Raw genomic sequence first — 21,851 nt, forward strand, 5'->3', positions numbered from 1 at the left:
AAGATGGACATTAGAAAAATTAAAAAATTGATCGAACTGCTGGAAGAATCAGGCATTTCTGAGCTGGAAATTACCGAAGGTGAAGAGTCGGTACGTATTAGCCGTAATGGCCCGGCGCAGCACTATGCCCCAGCGCCGATGCATTATGCTGCCCCGGCTCCGGCACCTGTTGCCGCTCCTGCCGCTGCACCTGTGGCCGCAGCTCCAGCCGCTGCCCAACCTGCGGTGTCTGGTCACGTGGTTAAATCACCGATGGTCGGCTCTTTCTATCGCGCCGCTTCGCCAACCTCGAAAAACTTTGTTGAAGTCGGCCAGAGCGTCAAAGTCGGTGATACGCTCTGTATCGTTGAAGCGATGAAGATGATGAACCAAATCCAGTCGGACAAGGCCGGTGTGGTAAAAGAAATTCTGGTTGAAAACGGCGAGCCGGTAGAATTCGATCAACCGCTATTTATTATCGAATAAGATAAGGACGCACTGATGCTGGAAAAAGTCCTGATCGCAAACCGAGGCGAAATTGCGCTGCGCATTCTGCGCGCCTGCAAAGAGCTCGGGATCAAGACGGTAGCCGTGCACTCCACGGTTGACCGTAATTTAAAGCACGTGCTGCTGGCCGATGAAACTATCTGTATCGGCCCGGCACCGTCACCACAAAGCTATTTGAATATCCCCGCGCTGATCGCGGCGGCCGAAGTGACCAATGCCCAGGCGATCCACCCGGGTTACGGTTTTTTAGCCGAGCGCGCCGACTTCGCACAACAGGTTGAAGAAAGCGGCCTGGTTTTTATCGGCCCGCACCCGGATTCGATCCGACTGATGGGTGATAAGGTTTCCGCCATTGAAGCGATGAAAAAAGCCGGCGTACCCTGTGTACCGGGCTCAGACGGCGCAGTGGGCGATGATGCGGACACTAATAAAGCGATCGCGAAACGCATCGGTTACCCGATTATCGTTAAAGCTGCCGGTGGCGGTGGTGGCCGCGGTATGCGCGTGGTGCGTAGTGAAGAAGAACTGGTTAGCTCAATTGAAATGACCAAGGCCGAAGCCAAGGCCGCTTTTGGTAATGACATGGTGTATATGGAGAAATTCCTGGAAAACCCACGTCATATCGAAATTCAGGTGCTGGCAGATGGTCAGGGCAATGCGATTCACTTAGGTGAACGTGACTGTTCAATGCAGCGCCGCCATCAAAAAGTGGTTGAAGAAGCACCGGCACCTGGCATTACACCAGAGCTGCGTGCCTTTATCGGTGGTCGTTGTGTCGATGCCTGTAAGGTGATGAACTACCGCGGCGCCGGTACTTTCGAGTTCCTGTTTGAAAACGGCGAATTCTTCTTTATCGAGATGAATACCCGCATTCAGGTAGAGCACCCGGTTACTGAGATGATCACCGGCGTTGACCTGATTAAAGAGCAGCTACGCATTGCCTCTGGCATGCCACTGACCATTAAGCAGGAAGATATCGTGATCCGTGGCCATGCGGTGGAATGCCGGATTAACGCCGAAGATCCGGTGAGCTTTATTCCGTCACCAGGTAAAATCACCCGCTTCCATCCACCAGGTGGTAATGGCATCCGTTGGGATTCGCATATCTATGCCGATTACAGCGTACCGCCAAACTACGATTCGATGGTTGGCAAGCTGATTACCTACGGTGAGAGCCGTGATATCGCCATCGCCCGGATGCGTAACGCCCTGGACGAGTTACTGGTCGAAGGCATTAAAACCAATATCCCGCTGCACAAAGATATTATGCGCGATGCCGGTTTCTGCCAAGGTGGCACCAATATCCACTATCTGGAAAAGAAACTGGGTATTAAGTAAGCCGCGGTATTCGCCCGTGAAAAAGGAGCCTGCATGGCTCCTTTTTTTATTTTCCTGGTTTCGTGACGAGCAAAATGCGGCGTTTGGGTATACAATATCGCCCCTTTATTGGCGAGCTGAGGTTTTATCATGCCCTGGATCCAACTGCGGGTCACCACCACTGAGAAAAAAGCCGAGCAGGTCAGCGATATGCTGATGAGCTGGGGTGCCCAGGCGGTAACCTTTCTTGATGCCAAAGATACACCAATTTATGAGCCGCTGCCGGGGGAAATCCTGTACTGGGAAAATACCGTGGTAATGGGCTTATTCGATGCCGAACACCCGATGCAAAAAGTGCTGAAGCAGCTAGAAAGCACGGCGCTGTTTAAAGAAGGCCTCAGCTATAAGCTGGAACAGCTGGAAGATAAAGACTGGGAACGCGAGTGGATGGATAACTTCCACCCGATTAAATTTGGTAAGCGCTTATGGGTTTGCCCCAGCTGGCGCGAAATTCCGGACCCCACTGCCGTTAATGTGCTGCTGGACCCGGGCCTGGCCTTCGGTACCGGTACCCACCCTACTACCGCACTTTGTATGCAATGGCTGGATCAGCATATCGAACCGGCACAAACCGTGGTCGATTTTGGCTGCGGCTCCGGCATTCTCGGCATTGCCGCGCTGAAACTGGGCGCCAGCCGGGTGGTCGGTATCGATATTGACCCGCAGGCGATTATGGCCTCTAAAGCCAACGCCGAACGCAATGGCGTAGCCGGGCAAATTGAGCTGTATTTACCCAAAGATCAACCCAGCTTACAGGCCGATGTGGTGGTGGCCAATATTCTGGCCGGCCCGTTGGCGGAACTCTCTGCCATTATTAGCGCCTATGTTAAACCGGGCGGTTTACTGGCGTTATCCGGTATTCTGGAGAGTCAGGCACAAAGCGTCATGGCGGCCTATGCCAACGAATTTGCGTTTGACCCTATCGCGGTACAGGAAGAATGGGTGCGCTTAAGCGCGCGCAAAATCGCCTGATTCAGGCGCAATTCAGCCGATTATGTTTTGCTGGCGACTGTTGCAAAAAACAGCAACAGTTAAATTATCTTTTAATGACATGCAGTAAATTCGCGGGCCTGCTTTTCGGAAAACACTTATTTTCAGCCTTTTAGGGAATGTCAATCCCTGAAAGGGCAAAAAAAAGCAAAAATTGTTTAAAAAACAGCCTTTGCTTTAGTGGTAAAAATCCGTAAACTTAGCGCCCCTTGAGGACAGAGCCTTGGAATCAGTGGTGCGCATAGGTCCATATCAGTTAGCGAATCAGGTGATCTGCGCTCCGATGGCTGGGGTAACCGATCACACTTTTCGTGAACTCTGCCGCCGGTTTGGTGCGGCTTTAGCTGTGTCAGAGATGCTGTCGAGCAATCCGCAGGTCTGGCAAAGCGAAAAGTCACAAAATCGGATGGGCCATCGCCAGGAGTCTGGCATTCGCTCAGTGCAAATTGCCGGCAGCGATCCGGAACAAATGGCTGCCGCCGCGCAGTATAACGTCGACATCGGCGCCGATATTATCGACATTAATATGGGTTGCCCGGCGAAAAAGGTGAATAAAAAGCTGGCAGGCTCAGCCCTGTTGCAATACCCGGAGCTGGTAGAGCAAATCGTGCGGGCAGTGGTACAGGCCGTTAAGGTACCGGTAACACTGAAGATCCGCACTGGCTGGGACCCGGAACATCGCAATGGCGTGCAAATCGCCCGCATTGCCGAGGATAACGGCATTCAGGCGCTGGCGGTGCATGGCCGCACCAAAGCCTGTATGTATAAAGGAGAAGCCGAGTACGATACTATTGCTGCGATTAAGCAGCAGGTGAAGATACCGGTCATCGCCAATGGTGATATAACCTCACCGGAAAAAGCGCAATTCGTGCTCGACTACACCGGCGCCGACGCCATTATGATTGGTCGCGCGGCCCAGGGTCGGCCATGGATTTTCCGGGAAGTGGTGCACTATCTGGCAACAGGGGAGAAACTGGCTGCGCCTTCGGTTAGCGAAGTGCAGCAAATCATGCTGGAACATGTGCAGGGCTTGCACCAGTTATATGGTGACTATGCCGGTGCCCGTATCGCCCGCAAACATGTGGGCTGGTACCTGGCAGAGCATGATCCGGATGGGTTATTTCGTAGTGAATTCAACGGTATTGAGCATGCCAATGTGCAGCTGGATGCCTTAAATAGCTATTTTCATAAACTAGCAGCAACCTAACGTAAAAGAGAAAAGCAATGTTTAATTCGAACGTTACTTCGCCATTTATCACTAACGCCCACGTTCAGTCTCAGGAAAAGCCACAGGCCTTATCCAGTGCCGTCCAAAAAGCTGTTGCCAATTACCTGCAACAGTTAAACGGCCAGGACGTTAACGATCTGTACGAGCTGGTATTATCTGAATTAGAGCGGCCATTACTGGAAGAAGTAATGAAGTATACCCGCGGCAACCAAACCCGTGCCGCTAACCTGATGGGTATCAACCGCGGCACGCTGCGCAAAAAGTTAAAACAATACGGCATGTCATAATGCCACGCGGGGTCGGCCCCGCTACAAGCACCTTCGGGTGCTTTTTTATTGGCTAAACTTGAGTGACAAAATAGCAGGCTGGCAGCTGCAGCCAGCCTGAAGCAAGCAATAGCAAGCATTCGTTTCTGTGACAACCGTGACGACAACCGTGACAAAGAGAACCCGCTGATGAATACACTTCGCCCTGTGCGCCGCGCTTTATTAAGCGTATCTGATAAAACCGGTATTGTAGAATTTGCCAAAGCCCTGGCCGCAATGCAGGTTGAGATCCTGTCTACTGGTGGTACTGCCAAACTGTTGGCCGAGCAAGGTATCGCCGTGATTGAAGTATCAGACTACACCGGTCATCCGGAAATTATGGATGGCCGGGTAAAGACCCTGCACCCGAAAATTCACGGCGGTATTCTGGCGCGCCGCGGCACCGACGAAGCGGTAATGGCAGCCAACCATATTGGCGCTATTGATCTGGTAGTGGTGAACCTGTATCCCTTTGCCAATACGGTCGCTAAACCGGGTTGCACCTTAGCCGATGCGGTAGAAAATATCGATATCGGTGGCCCGACTATGGTACGTGCCGCAGCGAAAAACCATCAGGACGTCACCATTATCGTTAATGCCAGTGATTATCCGAAAGTACTGGCTGAGCTTAACGCTAATAATGGCGCTACCACCTTAGAAACCCGTTTTAGCCTGGCGATCAGCGCCTTTGAGCATACGGCACAGTACGATGGCATGATTGCCAATTACTTTGGTGCCATGTTACCGGCTTATGGCAGCGAAGAAGCCGCCAGCCGTTTCCCACGCACCTTTAACAGCCAGTTTGTGAAAAAGCAGGACTTACGTTACGGCGAAAACAGCCATCAGCAAGCCGCGTTCTATGTTGATACCAACGCCACTGAGGCCTCAGTCTCTACCGCGACGCAGCTGCAGGGTAAGGCGCTGTCTTACAATAATATTGCGGATACCGATGCAGCGCTGGAGTGTGTCAAAGAGTTTGCCGAGCCGGCCTGTGTCATTGTCAAACACGCTAACCCTTGTGGTGTGGCGATTGGCGAGCACATTCTGGATGCCTATAACCGCGCTTACAGCACGGATCCGACCTCGGCTTTCGGTGGTATTATTGCCTTTAACCGTGAGCTGGATGCAACTACCGCCCAAGAGATTGTTAGCCGTCAGTTTGTCGAAGTGATTATTGCCCCTAGCGCCAGCGCTGAAGCCGTTGCCGTAGTGGCGAGCAAGCCGAATGTCCGCTTATTGGTGTGTGGCGACTTTGCCGCTGCGGCACCGGCGCTGGATATTAAACAGGTTAACGGCGGTATCTTACTGCAAGATCGCGATCAGCATCGCATCAGCGAGTCGGATTTGAAAGTGGTGACCAAACGGCAACCGACAGCGCAAGAGCTAAAAGATCTGCTGTTCTGCTGGAAGGTCGCGAAGTTTGTCAAATCCAACGCCATTGTTTATGTGAAAGACAGCATGACCATTGGTGTCGGCGCCGGCCAGATGAGCCGCGTTTACAGCGCAAAAATTGCTGGCATTAAAGCGGCAGACGAAAAACTGGAAGTAAAAGGGTCAGTGATGGCCTCAGATGCCTTCTTCCCGTTCCGCGATGGTATTGATGCCGCTGCTGCTGCCGGTATTACTGCAGTGATTCAGCCAGGTGGCTCAATGCGCGATGCGGAAGTGATTGCCGCCGCCGACGAGCACGGTATGGCGATGGTGTTTACCGGCGTGCGGCATTTCCGCCACTAAGCCTGGGTTTAGATACAAAAATGGCCGCAATTGCGGCCATTTTTATTGCTGTCTCTGTCACTGCAATTCAGCTGCTTGCTTTGCGCGGCACCGGTAATAACGCCAGCTGATAGCCCGACTCACCACCGACTTCCGTCAAAGCCCGGCCGCTGACCAACATCTCTAACTGATGGCCGTTTTGCTTGCGAAAATGCAGGTAGCAGGCACTCAGCTTACCGTATTGCTGAATGGCCGGCAGCACATGCGCCAGAAACAGCACCCGGCTGGCCGGTGGCAATAACTGGTAGATATCCTGCTGTAATAAAAACTGCTCGGAATACCCCAGCCAACTGCGGAGCGGTAAATTGATCGCAAGAATTTTTTGTCTGGCCGATAAGGTCAGAATACCGCACGGCAGCTGATCTAATTCAAACAAGGCCATAACCGAGCTCCCGCATCAGTTGCTGCGCGACTAAATCCGGGTGTGTCAGCTGCGGATAATGACCGCGGGCCGCCAGAGGCACAGCACGAGCCTGCGGCAAATGCGCGACTAAATAGTCAATCGCCTGCTGCGGCACAATCATATCGGCCTGAGTATAGAAAATACTGACCGGTACCGGCACTAATGGCAAACTGGCCCGAATATCAGCATAAAATACCAGGCGGGCAAAATGCCGGCTAAATGCCGGATTGTTGTGCAGGAAACTCTGGGTAAGCTGCTCAGTCACGGCGCTGGGTTCAGTTTGTGCCAACACCTGCGGCGCTAACAGCCCAGCCCAGCCAAACTGATTTTGCTCCATTAGCTGTAGCAGCTGTTCAATATCCGCCGCCTCAAAACCACCGATATAATCCGGCGCTGCATTTTGATAGCGCGCCGAGGGTGTAATCGCCAGAATACGACTAAAACGCTGTGGCGCCTGAATAGCCGCCAGCATCCCGATAGCACAGCCAATCGAGTGCGCCAACAGTGTCACTGCTGACAACTCCAGCTCAGCCAGCAAAGCCAGCAGATCATCAGCAAAGGCCTGTAACGTAGGATATTCCGGGATCGCTTCTTCACTGACCCGGCTGTTGCCACAACCTGGCAAATCAAGCAACACCAGCTTAACTGGCAACAACTGTAATAGCGGGATTAGCTTCTGCCAGATTTGCTGATCACAACCAAAACCATGCACCAGCACTAAAGTTTGCTCATCAGAGCCTAATACTCTGGCATTCAAACGCCGACTGATCGGTAACTCCTGCTCAACCCGCTCGTGCATAGTCTTTTTCTCAACGACGTCATGCCGTTGAGTGTAACACAAAAGTCGACAACAACAGTGAAGGCAAACAAAGTTCGCAGAGTTAGGTCATTAACCGTACCGGGATCGACCACTGCAAGCAGGCGCTGTCCTGCTGCAGGCTAATGCAGCTTAACGAGGCCTTGCGTACCTTTAGCAGTGGTTGCTCAGCGCCAAGCAAAGCACTGATTAACGCCGAGAAGTCCGGTTCATGGCCAACTAACAACACTTGCTGCGGCCAGGCAACACTGGCCTGCCGCAGTGCGGTTAGCGCCTGATTGGTCGGCGTTTCCAGTGCCAGCCAATCCAGTTCCTCTGCCTGCGGTAACCGGGCCACCTTACTGACAATGGCCGCCGTTTGGCTGGCTCTGGGGTAAGGGCTGCTTAGCACCAACTGCGGTGTCAGGTCGTACTTCAACATAAAGTTAGCCACCTTGCGTGCCTGCAGCCGGCCTTTTTCAATTAAACAGCGATCAATATCCAGCTGGCCGGGGCGGATCACTTCGGCGGTGGCATGGCGTAAAAAATACAGGGTTTTCATAGCAGGTCCGGGGTGCGTAACTAAGCCCTATTTAACGCGCTATTAATGACATTTTTATGGCGAGGTAGCAATGCGGGCGCTCAATTGCCGGATAAAATCCTCTTTCGCTCTATTATAAGCCAGACGGTCGTTGGCAAAACGCTGCGCGGCAGTGCGCTTAAGCTCGGCATAGCGTGCCGCTTCATCCGGATGCTGCTGCAGATAGCGGCAAAATGCCAGCTTCTGCCAATGCTCCGAGTCTGGCGTTAGCATATGCAGATGATGGCTGCGCTGACCATCAGCGTTACGTTTAATAAACCAGAGGTAATCAATCTGCTGCTCGCCTTTGATCTTCGGCCGCCAAAAGAGCTGATAGCCCTCTGCCGCCATCAGTGGCGCGGCCTGGTCGCGGATCTGCGCCAGACTCGCGACTTCCACTAACAGATCGATAATGGGTTTGGCCGGCATCCCCGGGATGGCAGTACTGCCAAAGTGCTCGATGCGGCCGGAAAAAAACTGTGGCCAGCGTTGTTTTAACCACGCTGCCTCGGCAGCAGCCTGCGTTGGCCAGTCGGGCTGCCAGTCGGACAACCTCACCGGCTCAGTGCTGGCCTGCCGCCAATACTGGCTCATTTAAAAGATCCCGGATAACGAACGGAGTAAGCCCTGATGTAAAGACGGTTCCGCTTCCTGCCAGGTCAGATTAGCCTTATTGGCAAAACCGAGCAATTTGACCTGGTATTTACGCCGATCTGTCATATTTTCCCACATCTGCTCTAGCTCGCCGCTATCGCCCTGTACTAACCGATGTTCGCTTTGCTCCAACACTAACGCCGGTGCCGATGGATCCAGACGCTCTGCCACCTGAATATCCGCCAACAGGGTATAGTACTTATCTTTGACCATTTGATTACCGACGTATTCAGCACCGGCAATCACAGCGACTGCCGCCAGTACCCGCACTACATCTCGGCCACTGACATCAGAACCCAACTGGGTATCAGCATAAATCACCGCCGGAGTCACACCGCGCTGCCGCGGCGCTTTTGGCTCTGGCGGCGCCATCCCCGGATGCATAAAGGCTGCAATTTCTTGCTCAGTCATCGCATACTGCTCTCGCAACACCTGTTGTGGCGGCTGATTGAGCACAGTACGGATATTTACCTGCAACCAGTACTGCGCCGCTGCCGGAGAATTTACCAGCTGATAGCCGCGCTCGGTCAATAAGGCTGCCACATCGCGCATCAAAGGCTGCTGGTACTCGGCGGCGGTTTGCCGGATATCGAGAAACACCGTGCGCTGTTCTGGCTCCACCGGGTCCAGATAGATGGTCTGACTCATCCGCATCTGTACGTCCAGCTTCCCCTTGCTGATCGAGGTATGCATGGCCGTACAACCAGTAAGCAGCCACATTGCTGGTAGAAGCAGTACCAGCAAACGCATTTAGAACAATCCAGCCAGGGCGCGCGCCAGACCGTCGGTTAATAACGGTGCGGCCTCTTCCCACTTCAGGTTAGCCTGATTGGCTGAGCTGACCACCCGGGTCTGGTATTTACGCATATTGGTTTGTTGGGAAAAAGTACTGCGGGTACTGCCACTATCACCTTGCAATAACGTATGCTCAGAGCGCTCCTGCACCTTGCCATCAAAGCGCTCCATAATCTGGATATCAGTGATCACGCTGTAGTACACGTCCTGCACCATGGCATCCACTATGGTACCCACCGCCGCACCGGCTACCGCGGCACCAGCTGTACCCCCTACAGAGCCACCGGTCGAGCGATGGATCACCGCCCCTGTTACCGCGCCACCAACAGCGCCGGGGCCTGCAGCCAGCGCTCCCTGGGTTTCACGGGCATTACTACGCCCGACCTGTAGCACATTGGCTTGTAGCCAGTAGTGCGCCCGTGACGGACTGTCAATCACCTGATAACCCCGGCTGCGCAGGCTGGCAACCACCTGTGAACGTAAATCAAATTCCGGTTTATCCGAGGTATTGCGGATATCAACAAAGACGGTGCGTTGCTCCGGCTCTACCGGCTCGAGGAAAATTGAGGAACTCATCTTGGTTTGCACATCAAGATTACGTTTCGCAACTGAGGTATGTAAAGCACCACAGGCGGTTAAACTGAGCATGGCACTGACGGCCAACAGTAGGGTAATTTTTTTGATCATGGTTGGGTTCATCCATTCGGGCGTGTTGACTATTGCTACTTTAGCTTATTCTGACCAGCGAAACTGAATTGGCTCTGAATAAATTAGCACCCGTAAAAATATCTGTTAGTGCGATGCAGACCTTGCTTTTAGCTTTACTTTTTTGCTGTAGCCGCTACAATACGCGCCGCTCTTTTGATTGTTCTTTATACAGCTCTTTACAAATAAGGTAATCGCTATGCATCCGATGTTAAACATCGCAATCCGTGCTGCGCGCAGCGCAGGTAATGTTATCGCCCGGGCCTGTGGCCAGCTGGACATGGTTCAGAAACTACAGAAAGGCACTAACGACTTCGTCACCAACGTTGATCGTGAAGCTGAACAGGCCATCGTTGCTGTATTAAAGAAATCCTTCCCAACCCACGGTATTGTTGGCGAAGAGCATGGCGATTACGGTAATAATGACAGCGAATTCCAATGGATTATTGATCCGCTGGATGGCACCACCAACTTTATCAAAGGCATCCCGCATTTCGCGGTCTCTATCGCCTTAAAACATCAGGGTAAATTAGACCAGGCAGTGATCTTCGATCCGCTGCGTGGTGAGCTGTTTACCGCCTCACGTGGCCGCGGCGCCCAGTTAAATGGCACCCGCATCCGGGTTAATAATTTACCGGATCTGGAAGGTACTATCCTGGCCACCGGTTTTCCGTTTAAAGCCAAACACCATTTAGACAGCTACAGCAAAATCTTTAACAGCTTCTTTGCCGATTGCGCCGATATGCGCCGTACCGGCTCGGCCGCACTGGATTTGGCCTATGTTGCTGCCGGCCGTTTTGATGGCTTCTGGGAAATCGGCTTAAAGCCATGGGATATCGCTGCTGGTGAACTGATCGTGCGTGAAGCCGGTGGCATGGTGTGTGACTTTGCCGGTGGTAATAACCATATGAAGAGCGGCAATATCGTCGCTGCCAGCCCGAAAGTGCTGCAGGCAATGGTTAAAGGCATGCGCCCGCATCTGTCAGAAACCCTGGCAAAGTAATAACATCCTGCATTGATTTGGAAAATCCGGCTCAGGCCGGATTTTTTTTAGCTGCTATTTTAGGGCGTGTTGACGTTTACTGCTTAGATTTTGTTCGCACTGGCGGCGCTTTGATCGCGAAACGAGGAGCGCAGTTTAGTTATTCTAAATAAGTGACGAGTGACAAAGAGCAAAGTGCCGCCAGCGCGAACCCTTCGGGCAGCGTTTGGCTGGCGTTTCTACTGCGTTATCGCTTATTCATGTAGAATAACTACACATCACAAGCTCTGCCTTGTATAAACACCAGCCAAACAGCTGCAAAAACAAGCAGCAAACGTCAACACGCCCTAGGCACACTTAGGCTTTATTGTCGTATTGACGCTGGCAGTTTCGTCACATCAGGAGGAATAGATGCAAGAGCAAATGGCGCTGCTAGATAGCTGGTCGGCGGCGCATGGCCAGCTTGCCATGTGGCTGGGGCTGGTTATTTTACTTAGCCTGTCATGGCTGGCTAATTTTATCGTTAAGCATATTTTATTGCGCTCCGTGTTCAAACTGTTAGGCTTGCAAAAGTCCCAGTGCGAACAACGTGGTCTGGATTTTAGCTTTATCAGCCGCCTGGCCAATGTGGTACCGGCGCTGGTGATCTCCACCTTAATTCATAAGATCCCGCTGTTACCGACGCTGCTGGTGCAGGTGGTGGTCAATGTTACCAATGCTTTTGTCGTGCTAACCATCGCCATGGCACTGAGTAAGCTGCTGACGCTGGTCAATAGCCTGTACTCCAGGCGCGAAGATGCCAAAAGCAAACCGATTAAGGGTTATATCCAACTGCTGAAAATTGTGATCTATGCGGTGGCGGTGATCCTGATGATTGCCGCGCTGTTTGATCGCTCACCGTTAATACTGCTCTCCGGGCTGGGTGCCATGGCGGCAGTACTGATGCTGATCTTTCAGGACACTCTGCTTTCGCTGGTTGCCAGCGTGCAGATCTCCTCCAACGATGTGATCCGGGTCGGTGACTGGGTAGAAATGCCGCAGTTGAACGCCGATGGTGACGTTATCGATATCGCATTGCATACCGTTAAAATCCAGAACTGGGACAGAACCATTACCACCATCCCAACCCGCCGCTTTATGACAGATCCCTTTAAAAACTGGCGCGGTATGCAGCAATCCGGCGGCCGGCGGATTAAACGCAGCTTACAACTGGATCAGCAAAGCGTGCGTTTTTTAACAGCTGATGAGATTAACCGTCTGAAACGCTTTCGTTTACTGAAGCAATATCTGGATGAGAAAGAAGCCGAGATCCGTGACTGGAACCAGCAACTGGCAGAGCAAGGTCAGGAGCCGGTGAATACCCGCCGCATTACCAATCTGGGCACGTTCCGCGCTTATGTGCTGCGCTACCTGCAAAGCCATGCCGGTATACATCAGGGTATGATTCAGATGGTGCGGCAACTGGCACCCTCTGCCGATGGCTTGCCGCTGGAGATCTACTGCTTTACCAATACTACGGCCTGGGTCAATTACGAGGGTATTCAGTCGGATATTTTTGACCACCTGCTGGCGATCCTGCCGGAGTTTGGCTTACAGGTTTATCAGCATCCCAGTGGTATGGATATGCGCAGCTGGCAAAATGCACTGAGCGCGCCCTAGGGCGCGTGTCAGGTCAGAGTGCCGCCGGAGCCTACTGCGGCTTGACCAGCGGCAGCTGGCGTTCACACCACTCGCGGTAGCCGCCAGCCAGGCTTAATACCTGCTGATAACCCATCTGCTGCAAGGTTTGTGCTGATAAGGCTGAACGATAGCCTCCGCCGCAGTACAGCACGATCTTCTGTTTTTTATCCGCTACCGTCTGCTCGATATCGCGTTCAATAATGCCCTTACCCAGATGCATCGCCTCTGGCAAGTGGCCTTGCTGCCATTCGTGATCTTCGCGAATATCCAGTAACACATAAGGCTCGCGATGTTGTAACAGCTCGTCAATGCTGATCTCTTTGATCTGGGCTTTGGCCGCCTCAACTAAGGCCAGAAAGCCCGGTGCATGCTGCTTACTCATCTGTTACTCCAAAAAAAATGCCAGTCGTTGACTGGCATTTTTAGCATATTTCAGCTGGAATTACAGCAGCGGCTCAGTGCCTTCGCCTTCTTTTTCCGGTGGCGGCGGTGGCAGCATATCTTCGCGGTTCAGACCCAGCTGCACCGCAATACCACTGGCCACGAACACTGAGGAGTAGGTACCAATCGCAATACCGAATAACAGAGCAGTCGCGAAATTATGAATTAACGCACCGCCCATAGTGAACAGTACTATTAATACAATAATGGTCGTTAAGGAGGTGACCACCGTCCGGTTTAGGGTTGAGGTGACAGCATCATTCACGGTTTCTTCCGGTGTGGAGTCGCGTAGTTTACGGAAACTCTCACGAATGCGGTCAAATACCACTATGGTATCGTTAATCGAGTAACCGATAAGCGCCAGAATTGCCGCCAGTACCGTCAGGTCAAATTCCAGTTGCAATAACGAGAACAGACCCAGGGTAATGATCACATCATGGCCCAGCGCCAGTACCGCGCCCAGCGATAAGCGCCACTCAAAGCGCATGCCGACGTACAACAGAATGCCGAGTAAGGCGACCAGCATCGCCAGGCCGCCCTGCTCGCGCAGTTCAGCACCGACCGAAGGGCCAACAAACTCAATCCGGCGCATCTCAATCTGACTGTCACTGGTTTTCGCCAGCGCGGCCATAATCTCGTTTGAGATCCGGCTTTGTTCTACGCCGTCCCGGGGGGCGATGCGGATCGCCACGTCCTGGCTGGAACCAAAATACTGCACCACCGCATCCGGATAGCCACTTTCCGCCAGCACAGTGCGGATCTGGCTCAGATCAGCGCTTTGGCTAAAGCCCGCTTCAATCACGGTACCACCGGTAAAGTCCAGCCCCCAGTTAATGCCTTTTACTGCCAGTAGACCGAGCGAACCCAGCACCAGCAAGGCCGACAGCATTAATGCCGGCCATTTAAAACGCATAAAGTTGATCGCTTGTTGGAAACGAAAAATTCTCACTGTGCCTCCTTACATCGGCAACGACTGTACACGACGGCCGCCCCAGAACAGATTCACCAGTAAGCGGGTACCCACTACAGCGGTGAAGATTGAGGTTAAAATACCGATGGCCAGCGTAATAGCAAAACCTTTCACCGGGCCGGTACCGATACCGAACAGGATCAGCGCGACCAGCAAGGTGGTAATGTTAGAGTCAGCGATAGTCGCGAAGGCCCGGTCGTAACCCTGATGGATCGCCTGCTGCACCGAGCGGCCTTCTGCCAGCTCTTCCCGGATCCGCTCAAAGATTAGCACGTTGGCATCAACCGCCATCCCCACTGTTAATACGATACCTGCCATACCCGGTAAGGTTAGCGTGGCCCCGGGGATCATCGACATAACACCGACGATTAACACCAGGTTCGCGACCAGTGCGACGTTGGCAATCAGACCAAACACCTTGTAGTAGATCACCATAAACACTAACACGACCACCATACCCCACATAATGGCGGTCATACCCAGATCGATATTTTCCTGCCCCAGGCTTGGACCTATGGTGCGTTCTTCAATAATCTGAGTTGGTGCAATCAGCGCACCGGCGCGTAGTAACAGCGCCAGATTCTGTGCTTCGGCCGGGTTACCAATACCGGTAATACGGAAACTACGACCCAGGCGGGCCTGAATAGTCGCCGCGTTAATCACTTCTTCCTGCTTGATCAGCACCGGGGTACCGTCTGCCTGCAGCTCTTCACCCGGCTTATATTCGATAAAGACTGTGGCCATGCGCCGGCCAATCGAATCACGGGTCGCTTGTGACAGCTGGTTACCGCCCTGAGCATCCAGTGAAATATTAACCTGCGGCTGACCATATTCGTCGTAACTGGAACTGGCGTTAGTGATATGCTCGCCGGTAAGCATAATGCGGTTTTCCAGCAAATATGGCTGACCATTGCGATCGTAATACAGGCTTGAGCCTGGTGGCAGGCGGCCATTTAGCGCTGCCGCTAAATCGCCCTGGTCATCCACTAAGCGAAACTCCAGCGTAGCGGTTGCCCCGAGAATTTCTTTCGCTTGCGCCGGGTCTTGTACGCCGGGTAGCTGCACGATAATGCGATCCGCACCCTGACGCTGTACCAGCGGCTCAGCGACACCGATTTCATTTACCCGGTTGCGGATAATAGTAATATTCTGATTCAGCGCGTATTCGCGGATTTCACGGATGCGGTTTTCACTCAGGCTCACATTCAGGCTAAACTCAGCCGCACCATCGGTAAACACATACTCACGGTCCAAACGCGCCAGCGCTGCACGGGCAGCGGCAACATCTTCGGCCGAGCGCAGCAAAATTTGTACTTGCCCCCGTTCAGTGTCAGCGGTGACCGAGCGATAACGCACCCGGGCCTCACGTAAATCGGCACGAAACGCCTGCGTCAGATCGTTGATATTCTTGTCCAGCGCGGCCTTCATATCGACCGCCATCAGAAAATGCACACCACCGCGTAAGTCCAGGCCCAGCTTCATTGGGCTGGCACCGATAGCCGCCAGCCAATCCGGCGTAGTCGGCACCAGGTTTAACGCCGTCACATAATTAACATTGCCCAGTAGCTCAGTGGCAACCTGACGGGCGCGCAACTGATCTTCCGCGCTGGCAAAACGGGCCAATACCTGCCCGGCTTCCAGGGTCACAGCTTTGGGCGTAATGCCTGCACTTACAAAAGATTGCTCTAACTGCTGCCGGGTGGTTTCTGATACGGCACCACCACGGGTCGCATTAATATTCAGCGCCGGATCTTCCGGGTATAAGTTTGGCATGGCATACACCAGTGCCAACAGCAGCACCCCTACGACCAGGAGGTACCGCCAGAGCGGGTTTTGGTTTAACACTAAAAATTCCTTATCTATCCGAAGCGCAACTCAGCGCTGCAGCCAGTGCCGGGCAGTGGCTGCAGTGCTGTCTTACAGTGACTTTAAGGTGCCTTTGGGTAATACCGCCGCTACCGCTGACTTTTGCACTGTCACTTCAGTGCTGTCATTCAGCGCAATGGCAATAAAATCCTTGTCTTCGGCAATCTTGGTAATACGGCCGACTAAACCACCCTGCGTCAGCACTTCATCACCTTTGCCCAAAGCAGACATCAGGTTACGATGTTCCTTTACCCGCTTGGCTTGTGGCCGGTAGATCAGGAAGTAAAAGATCAGACCAAAGGCCAGCAGCATAATGATCAGATCCCAACCACCACCCTGAGGTGCGGCTGCAGTGTCAGCATAAGCCTGGCTAATAAATAAACTCATTTGTATCCCCTTAGTATTGTAATGCGTTATTGGTTTGTATCGTCGGCCAGCGCCGGTACCGGCAGGCCGCGTTTGGCATAGAAATCTGCCACAAAGTCGTCCAACTTACCAGCGGCAATAGCTGCCCGCAATCCCTGCATCAGCTTCTGATAATGGTGCAGGTTATGAATGGTATTCAGCCGTGCGCCCAGGATCTCGTTGCAACGGTCCAGATGGTGTAAATATGCACGGGAATAATTTTTACAAGTGTAGCAATCACATTCTTTATCCAGTGGCGCCGTATCGTCCTTGTGCTTGGCGTTACGGATCTTGACCACTCCGTCAGACACAAACAGATGGCCGTTACGGGCATTACGGGTTGGCATCACACAATCAAACATGTCCACGCCGCGGCGTACCGCCTCAACAATATCCTCCGGCTTACCCACGCCCATCAGATAGCGTGGCTTATGTGCCGGCATCTTGTCGGTGGTGTGATTCAGGATATTGATCATATCGGCTTTCGGCTCACCCACTGACAGGCCACCAATGGCGTAGCCATCGAAGCCAATCTCTTCCAGGCCTTGCAGCGAAATATCGCGCAGGTGTGGATACATGCCGCCCTGAATAATACCAAACAAGGCTGACGGGTTATCGCAATGCGCCTCTTTCGAGCGTTTGGCCCAGCGTAATGATAACTCCATCGACTTACGCGCCTGCGGCTCAGTCGCCGGATAGGGCGTACATTCGTCAAAAATCATCACGATATCGGAGCCAAGCGCGCGCTGCACTTCCATTGAGCGCTCCGGCGTCAGCATAATTTTTTCGCCGTTAAGCGGTGAGCGGAACTTCACACCCTCTTCGGTAATTTTTCTCAGCTCGCCCAGGCTAAATACCTGAAAACCGCCCGAATCGGTCAGGATAGGCTTATGCCAGTGCATAAAGTCATGCAGATCGCCGTGCTTACGGATAATCTCGGTACCCGGACGCAGCATCAGATGGAAGGTGTTGCCCAGACAGATTTGGGCGCCGGTCGCATCCAGCTCTTCCGGCGTCATACCTTTTACCGTGCCGTAGGTCCCTACCGGCATAAAGGCCGGCGTATCCACCACACCCCGCTCAAAAATCAATTGGCCGCGACGGGCTTTGCCATCAGTTGCCAGCAGTTCAAATTTCACGTTCTAACCTCTTCTGGCCGGAAAAACAGTCCGGCCTTAGCTACTCTGTTAGGGCCGGCAGCACAACGCCACCGCCCGGTGTTGCAGTATACCAGAAGACGCGTGCTAACTGATAAACATGGCATCGCCATAGGAGTAAAAGCGATACCGCTCGGCGATCGCCGTCTGATAAGCCGCCATAATATGTTCGCGCTGGCTAAATGCAGAGACCAGCATAATCAGCGTTGATTCCGGCAGGTGGAAATTGGTGATTAACGCATCCACCACCTTAAACTGATAGCCGGGGTAGATAAAGATCGCGGTATCGCCGCTATAAGGGGCGAGGATGCCGCCATGTTGCATCGCTGCTGACTCCAGCGAGCGTACTGAAGTGGTGCCGACTGCCACCACCCGGTTACCACGAGCCTTACAGGCAGCAATGGCATCCACCACCTGCTGCTCAACCTCAAAATATTCGCTGTGCATCTTATGCTCGGTCACGCTATCAACCCGCACCGGTTGAAAGGTGCCAGCCCCGACGTGCAAGGTCACGTACGCAAATTCGATACCTTTTTGCTGTAACGCTGCCAGCAGCGGCTCGTCAAAATGTAACCCGGCAGTCGGCGCCGCCACAGCACCGGGCTTTTGGTTATATACCGTTTGATAGCGTGCCTTATCCGCTTCGGTATCCGGTCGCGCAATATAAGGCGGTAACGGCATATGACCCAGCCGCTCCAGCATAGTCAAAACCGGCTCTACTGACTGGTATTCCAGTTCAAACAAACTGTCATGCCGCGCCACCATCGTTACCCGGGCGTCATTTTCCAGTATCAGCTCAGTGCCAACTTTGGGCGCCTTGCTGGCGCGGATATGCGCCAGAAAACGTGGACCAGACAACATCCGCTCAACTAAAACTTCCACCTTGCCACCCGAGGCTTTCTGGCCAAACAGTCGCGCCGGGATCACGCGGGTATTATTAAACACCAGCAGATCGCCCGGGTTTAGCAGCGCCAGAATATCTTTAAAAATGTGATGTGACAGCGCCCCGCTGTGCTTATTCATACAGAGCAGGCGGCTGGCAGAACGTTCGGCTTGGGGTTCACTGGCGATCAGCTGCTCTGGCAGCTCGAAACTAAAATCTTTTACTAACATAGTGCACTCTCTGGCTTTACCGGCCAATCCGGCGGGCGCTATGGTAGCAGAATTACCGTGCGGCAGCGCGTTTTTGCGTTATGCCGGCCGAGGTTTAAGCTTAGGGCATGTTGACGTTTGCTGCTTGTTTACTTGCCTTCGCGGCATTTGCTTTGCAGCACTTCGGCGATCAGGGCTGTCATTAGCTGGTAACTGCGCGCCTTACTGGAGGTCGGTCGCCAGGCTACGCCAATATCACGGTAGGCATTGCCGGTTGCGGCCGGCTGACTAATCAGTTCGGTGCCTTCCAGTACACCACTGTTAATCGCCATCTGTGGCATAAAGGTGACGCCAAGTTTGTTATTCACCATCTGGGTCAGCGTATGCAGGCTGGTGGCAAAGAACGGATTCACCTTGCGGCTATCTTCCAGCTCACAGGCCTTTACCGCATGCCCGGTTAAACAGTGTTCACGCTCCAGCAGGAAAATACTTTCATCCGGCCACTGGTTAATATCCTGATTAAAGCCACGGTCCTGCCAGTCACGGTGTAGTACCAGATTAAACTGATCCTGTGCCAGTACTTCAGTATGCAGGGCACCGGTTTCATACGGCAGCGCTAATAGCACCATATCCAGCCGGCCTTCACTTAACGCATGCAAGGAATTATCCGAGGTATCCTCGCGCAGTAACAGCTGCAGCTGGGGATAGCGCTCGCGACACAGCGTCATCACTTCGCCCAGCACAAAGGGCGCGATAGTCGGGATACACCCCAGCCGGAACGGTCCGGTCATCGGCTTCCCCTGAGAGCGGGCAAAATCTGCCAGCTCTTCGCACTGCTCGATAATATGCCGCGCCTGACGCACCACATCCTCACCCAGCGGGGTAAAAATAAAGGTTTTATGGTCCCGCTCCAGCAATTGCGCATCCATGGTTTCTTCCAGATTAGCAATAGCAGCACTTAAGGTGGACTGTCCGATATAGCAGGCGTCGGCAGCGCGGCCAAAATGCTGATGCTCATGCAGTGCCAGCAAATACTGCAGCTGTTTAATACTAGGCAGGCGTTTCATGCGATATTCCGATTAGTAAGTTGCTAATTCAGAGATTATTGCGATTAAAATACGGCAATTAGCCAACAGAGGCAAGAGGAATCAGGTACAACGCTGGTGTAACGTCGGGCAGCTGAAATAACAGAAGCGCCCTAAGGCGCTCCTGTGAGGATGCATTGCTGACAACCAAGCTTAGCTTTTTAGCGGCGCAGCGCCCTCGATCCGTAAGGCCTTTAAACGACGGCCAGAAGCCGACTCGTTGACATTCAGAATATGGTCACCGATCCGCTCCAGCCGGTTTAGCATATCGATAAAGATCACGCCGGCCCGCGGTGCATAATCGCCCTGCTCCAGCCGCAGGTAATGATTATCGCGGAACTGGTCGCGGTACTTATCAATAGCATCTTCACGTAGCAGAGCGTCTTTCATGCTAACTGCGGCCGGATCTCTGGCCACATTATCCTGCATCGTGGTGATCGCCGCTTTTAATGCCTGCATCATCTGCTGCATTTCAGCCGTCGCTGCTTCAGGCCATACCGATTCGGTTTCAACCATCCGCTCGCAGAGTTTCGCTACCTGATAATAGATATCGGCTACCCGTTCCATATCATTGATCGCCGTCTGCATAAAGCGAATGCGCTCGGTCATCCAGTGTTCCAGGTTAGTATGCTCACTGACCCGCACTAAATAATCCGAAATCTCAATTTCCAGTACGTCAGTGGCATCTTCATATTTGCGCACTTTTTCAATCAGTTTCGGCTTATCGGCAGTGGGATCAAACAACAGCTCGGTCACCGAGTCGTGCATCTTGTCAATCACCGCAGCAAACTGCTGGATCTCTTTTTGTGCCTGAGTAATCGCCAGGCCTGGCGAAGTCATCACACCGGCACTGATATATTGCAGGTGAAACTCTTCATCCTTGCCACCCCGATCCGGCTGGATATACTCCACAAAGCGCACCAGATATGGAATAAAGGCAAACAGGATAATGACATTCAGCACATTAAAGGAGGTATGGAATAATGACAGACCTAAGGTAGCATTCGCCCGACTCTCGGCCCCTCCAGCTATTAGCGATACCGGATTTTCGGTAAAGTACTGCACAGTAAAATCAATCGCATGTAACACCGGATAAATCAGTGCCATCATCCATAACACACCGACCACATTAAAGAAAAAGTGGAAGCGGGCGGCTCTTTTGGCATGAACGTTACCGACCAGGGCCGCGATATTAGCGGTAACCGTAGTCCCGATATTTTCACCCAAAATCATTGCAGCGGCGATCGGGAAGGAAATCCAGCCTTCAAATACCATCACCAGTGTTATGGCGGTGGCTGCTGATGACGACTGTGTCAGCAGCGTCAGGATAGTCCCGACAAACACAAACAGGATCAGCGACCAGTAACCATAGTTAGTAAAGGCGTCTAGAAAGGCGAAGATTTCCGGATTGCTGTTAATATCCGGTACCGCGCCCTTGATAAAATCCAGGCCGATAAACAGAATACCAAACCCGACCATCGCCTCAGCGATATTACGTAAACGGTTATTTTTCGAGAATAAAAAGGCGAAAAAGACGCCGATTACCGCTACCGCGATGGTGGTGATTTTAAATTTAAAGCCAAACAGCGCCACCATCCAGGCGGTAATGGTAGTACCGATATTGGCCCCCATTATTACACCGGTAGACTGCACAAAGGTCAGTAAACCCGCGTTAACAAAGGTCACCGCCATCACGGTGGTAGTCGTTGAGGACTGTGTAATAGCGGTGGTGGCAAAACCTGTTACCACGCCGGTCAGGCGGGTGCGGGTCATACCACTTAAAATTCCTTTTAAACGATTACCGGCGATTTTCTGCAAGCCTTCGCTGAAAATCTTCATGCCGAAGATAAAAATCCCTAACGAACCAATAAGTTGCAGGAAATCAAAAAACGAATAATTCATAAATTATGCCCTGAGCAGTGCCAGACAACTGAAAGTCTCTTGCTCAGACAGGAGCTTTTCAGTTAGCGGGAACCACGTTTTGCAAGGTTGTGTTTCGCCGCGCATTATACTCAAAGCCAGCTGTAATAAGAATGAAATATAACTGAAATATTAGAGGTATAACAAAAAAGCCTTAAGCT

The 21,851-nt window shown here is 52.6% G+C and carries 22 protein-coding genes; 8 read left to right on the top strand and 14 right to left on the bottom strand.

Translation table 11 applies throughout. From position 1 onward, the window contains the following. Nucleotides 1–3 precede the first annotated feature (3 nt). The 6 genes from accB (at nt 4) to purH (ending at nt 6,120) form a co-directional block, all read left to right on the top strand. Nucleotides 4–465: an acetyl-CoA carboxylase biotin carboxyl carrier protein gene (gene accB, locus H1D31_RS13705; RefSeq protein WP_008607066.1), complete on the top strand. Its 462-nt coding sequence runs from the start codon at nt 4–6 to the stop codon at nt 463–465. 15 nt (nt 466–480) lie between these two features. Continuing rightward, a complete protein-coding gene (gene accC, locus H1D31_RS13710) occupies nt 481–1,824 on the top strand; it encodes an acetyl-CoA carboxylase biotin carboxylase subunit (protein ID WP_261259371.1) in 1,344 nt (447 codons plus the stop codon). Nucleotides 1,825–1,953: 129 nt separating this feature from the next. Further along, the gene (prmA, locus tag H1D31_RS13715) at nt 1,954–2,835 is read left to right on the top strand and encodes a 50S ribosomal protein L11 methyltransferase (protein WP_261259372.1); all 882 of its coding nucleotides are present in this window, start codon (nt 1,954–1,956) and stop codon (nt 2,833–2,835) included. A 253-nt stretch (nt 2,836–3,088) separates the two neighbouring features. After that, complete coding sequence (dusB, locus tag H1D31_RS13720; protein WP_008984489.1) at nt 3,089–4,060, top strand: tRNA dihydrouridine synthase DusB; 972 nt, start codon at nt 3,089–3,091, stop codon at nt 4,058–4,060. Between the two features lie 17 nt (nt 4,061–4,077). Continuing rightward, the gene (gene fis, locus H1D31_RS13725; RefSeq protein WP_008607059.1) at nt 4,078–4,368 is read left to right on the top strand and encodes a DNA-binding transcriptional regulator Fis; all 291 of its coding nucleotides are present in this window, start codon (nt 4,078–4,080) and stop codon (nt 4,366–4,368) included. A gap of 168 nt (nt 4,369–4,536) precedes the next feature. Then, on the top strand, nt 4,537–6,120 hold the full coding sequence (gene purH, locus H1D31_RS13730) for a bifunctional phosphoribosylaminoimidazolecarboxamide formyltransferase/IMP cyclohydrolase (RefSeq protein ID WP_261259374.1): 1,584 nt from the start codon (nt 4,537–4,539) through the stop codon (nt 6,118–6,120). Nucleotides 6,121–6,187: 67 nt separating this feature from the next. On the opposite strand, the gene H1D31_RS13735 is transcribed toward purH, so the two are convergent. From H1D31_RS13735 to H1D31_RS13760, 6 genes are all read right to left on the bottom strand, one after another. Further along, on the bottom strand, nt 6,188–6,541 hold the full coding sequence (locus tag H1D31_RS13735) for a PAS domain-containing protein (protein WP_008951201.1): 354 nt from the start codon (nt 6,539–6,541) through the stop codon (nt 6,188–6,190). After that, complete coding sequence (locus tag H1D31_RS13740) at nt 6,528–7,361, bottom strand: alpha/beta fold hydrolase (RefSeq protein ID WP_065954613.1); 834 nt, start codon at nt 7,359–7,361, stop codon at nt 6,528–6,530. Before H1D31_RS13740 ends, H1D31_RS13735 begins: the two co-directional genes overlap by 14 nt. A gap of 82 nt (nt 7,362–7,443) precedes the next feature. Next, nucleotides 7,444–7,920, bottom strand: a complete 477-nt coding sequence (locus H1D31_RS13745) for a SixA phosphatase family protein (protein ID WP_065954614.1) — start codon at nt 7,918–7,920, stop codon at nt 7,444–7,446. Between the two features lie 54 nt (nt 7,921–7,974). After that, nucleotides 7,975–8,532, bottom strand: a complete 558-nt coding sequence (locus H1D31_RS13750) for a GrpB family protein (protein ID WP_065954615.1) — start codon at nt 8,530–8,532, stop codon at nt 7,975–7,977. Next, nucleotides 8,533–9,285 (bottom strand): complement resistance protein TraT, encoded by a 753-nt coding sequence (traT, locus tag H1D31_RS13755; protein ID WP_261259378.1) that lies wholly within the window; start codon nt 9,283–9,285, stop codon nt 8,533–8,535. A gap of 57 nt (nt 9,286–9,342) precedes the next feature. After that, nucleotides 9,343–10,074, bottom strand: coding sequence for a complement resistance protein TraT (locus tag H1D31_RS13760; protein WP_008607044.1), 732 nt, complete (start codon nt 10,072–10,074; stop codon nt 9,343–9,345). Nucleotides 10,075–10,291: 217 nt separating this feature from the next. On the opposite strand from H1D31_RS13760, the gene suhB reads away from it, so the two are divergent. Next, nucleotides 10,292–11,095 (top strand): inositol-1-monophosphatase, encoded by an 804-nt coding sequence (suhB, locus tag H1D31_RS13765; RefSeq protein ID WP_008951194.1) that lies wholly within the window; start codon nt 10,292–10,294, stop codon nt 11,093–11,095. 390 nt (nt 11,096–11,485) lie between these two features. Continuing rightward, complete coding sequence (locus H1D31_RS13770) at nt 11,486–12,733, top strand: mechanosensitive ion channel family protein (protein WP_261259379.1); 1,248 nt, start codon at nt 11,486–11,488, stop codon at nt 12,731–12,733. A 31-nt stretch (nt 12,734–12,764) separates the two neighbouring features. Here H1D31_RS13770 and H1D31_RS13775 read toward each other — a convergent pair whose 3' ends face one another. From H1D31_RS13775 to H1D31_RS13810, 8 genes are all read right to left on the bottom strand, one after another. Next, nucleotides 12,765–13,136, bottom strand: a complete 372-nt coding sequence (locus tag H1D31_RS13775) for a rhodanese-like domain-containing protein (protein WP_008951192.1) — start codon at nt 13,134–13,136, stop codon at nt 12,765–12,767. 60 nt (nt 13,137–13,196) lie between these two features. Further along, entirely contained in the window at nt 13,197–14,144 is a 948-nt protein-coding gene (gene secF / locus H1D31_RS13780; RefSeq protein ID WP_008951191.1) for a protein translocase subunit SecF, read from the bottom strand. 9 nt (nt 14,145–14,153) lie between these two features. Continuing rightward, nucleotides 14,154–16,010: a protein translocase subunit SecD gene (gene secD, locus H1D31_RS13785; protein WP_261259380.1), complete on the bottom strand. Its 1,857-nt coding sequence runs from the start codon at nt 16,008–16,010 to the stop codon at nt 14,154–14,156. Nucleotides 16,011–16,082: 72 nt separating this feature from the next. After that, a complete protein-coding gene (yajC, locus tag H1D31_RS13790; RefSeq protein ID WP_008607039.1) occupies nt 16,083–16,418 on the bottom strand; it encodes a preprotein translocase subunit YajC in 336 nt (111 codons plus the stop codon). A gap of 26 nt (nt 16,419–16,444) precedes the next feature. After that, nucleotides 16,445–17,575: a tRNA guanosine(34) transglycosylase Tgt gene (gene tgt, locus H1D31_RS13795; RefSeq protein ID WP_261259381.1), complete on the bottom strand. Its 1,131-nt coding sequence runs from the start codon at nt 17,573–17,575 to the stop codon at nt 16,445–16,447. A gap of 105 nt (nt 17,576–17,680) precedes the next feature. After that, nucleotides 17,681–18,706 (bottom strand): tRNA preQ1(34) S-adenosylmethionine ribosyltransferase-isomerase QueA, encoded by a 1,026-nt coding sequence (queA, locus tag H1D31_RS13800; protein WP_008951188.1) that lies wholly within the window; start codon nt 18,704–18,706, stop codon nt 17,681–17,683. A gap of 128 nt (nt 18,707–18,834) precedes the next feature. Next, complete coding sequence (locus tag H1D31_RS13805) at nt 18,835–19,752, bottom strand: hydrogen peroxide-inducible genes activator (RefSeq protein ID WP_008607034.1); 918 nt, start codon at nt 19,750–19,752, stop codon at nt 18,835–18,837. Nucleotides 19,753–19,923: 171 nt separating this feature from the next. Continuing rightward, nucleotides 19,924–21,672 (bottom strand): Na/Pi cotransporter family protein, encoded by a 1,749-nt coding sequence (locus H1D31_RS13810; RefSeq protein WP_261259382.1) that lies wholly within the window; start codon nt 21,670–21,672, stop codon nt 19,924–19,926. Nucleotides 21,673–21,851: the final 179 nt, after the last annotated feature.

It is taken from the genome of Alishewanella sp. BS5-314 (assembly GCF_025377695.1).
Taxonomy (GTDB): Bacteria; Pseudomonadota; Gammaproteobacteria; order Enterobacterales; family Alteromonadaceae; genus Alishewanella; species Alishewanella aestuarii.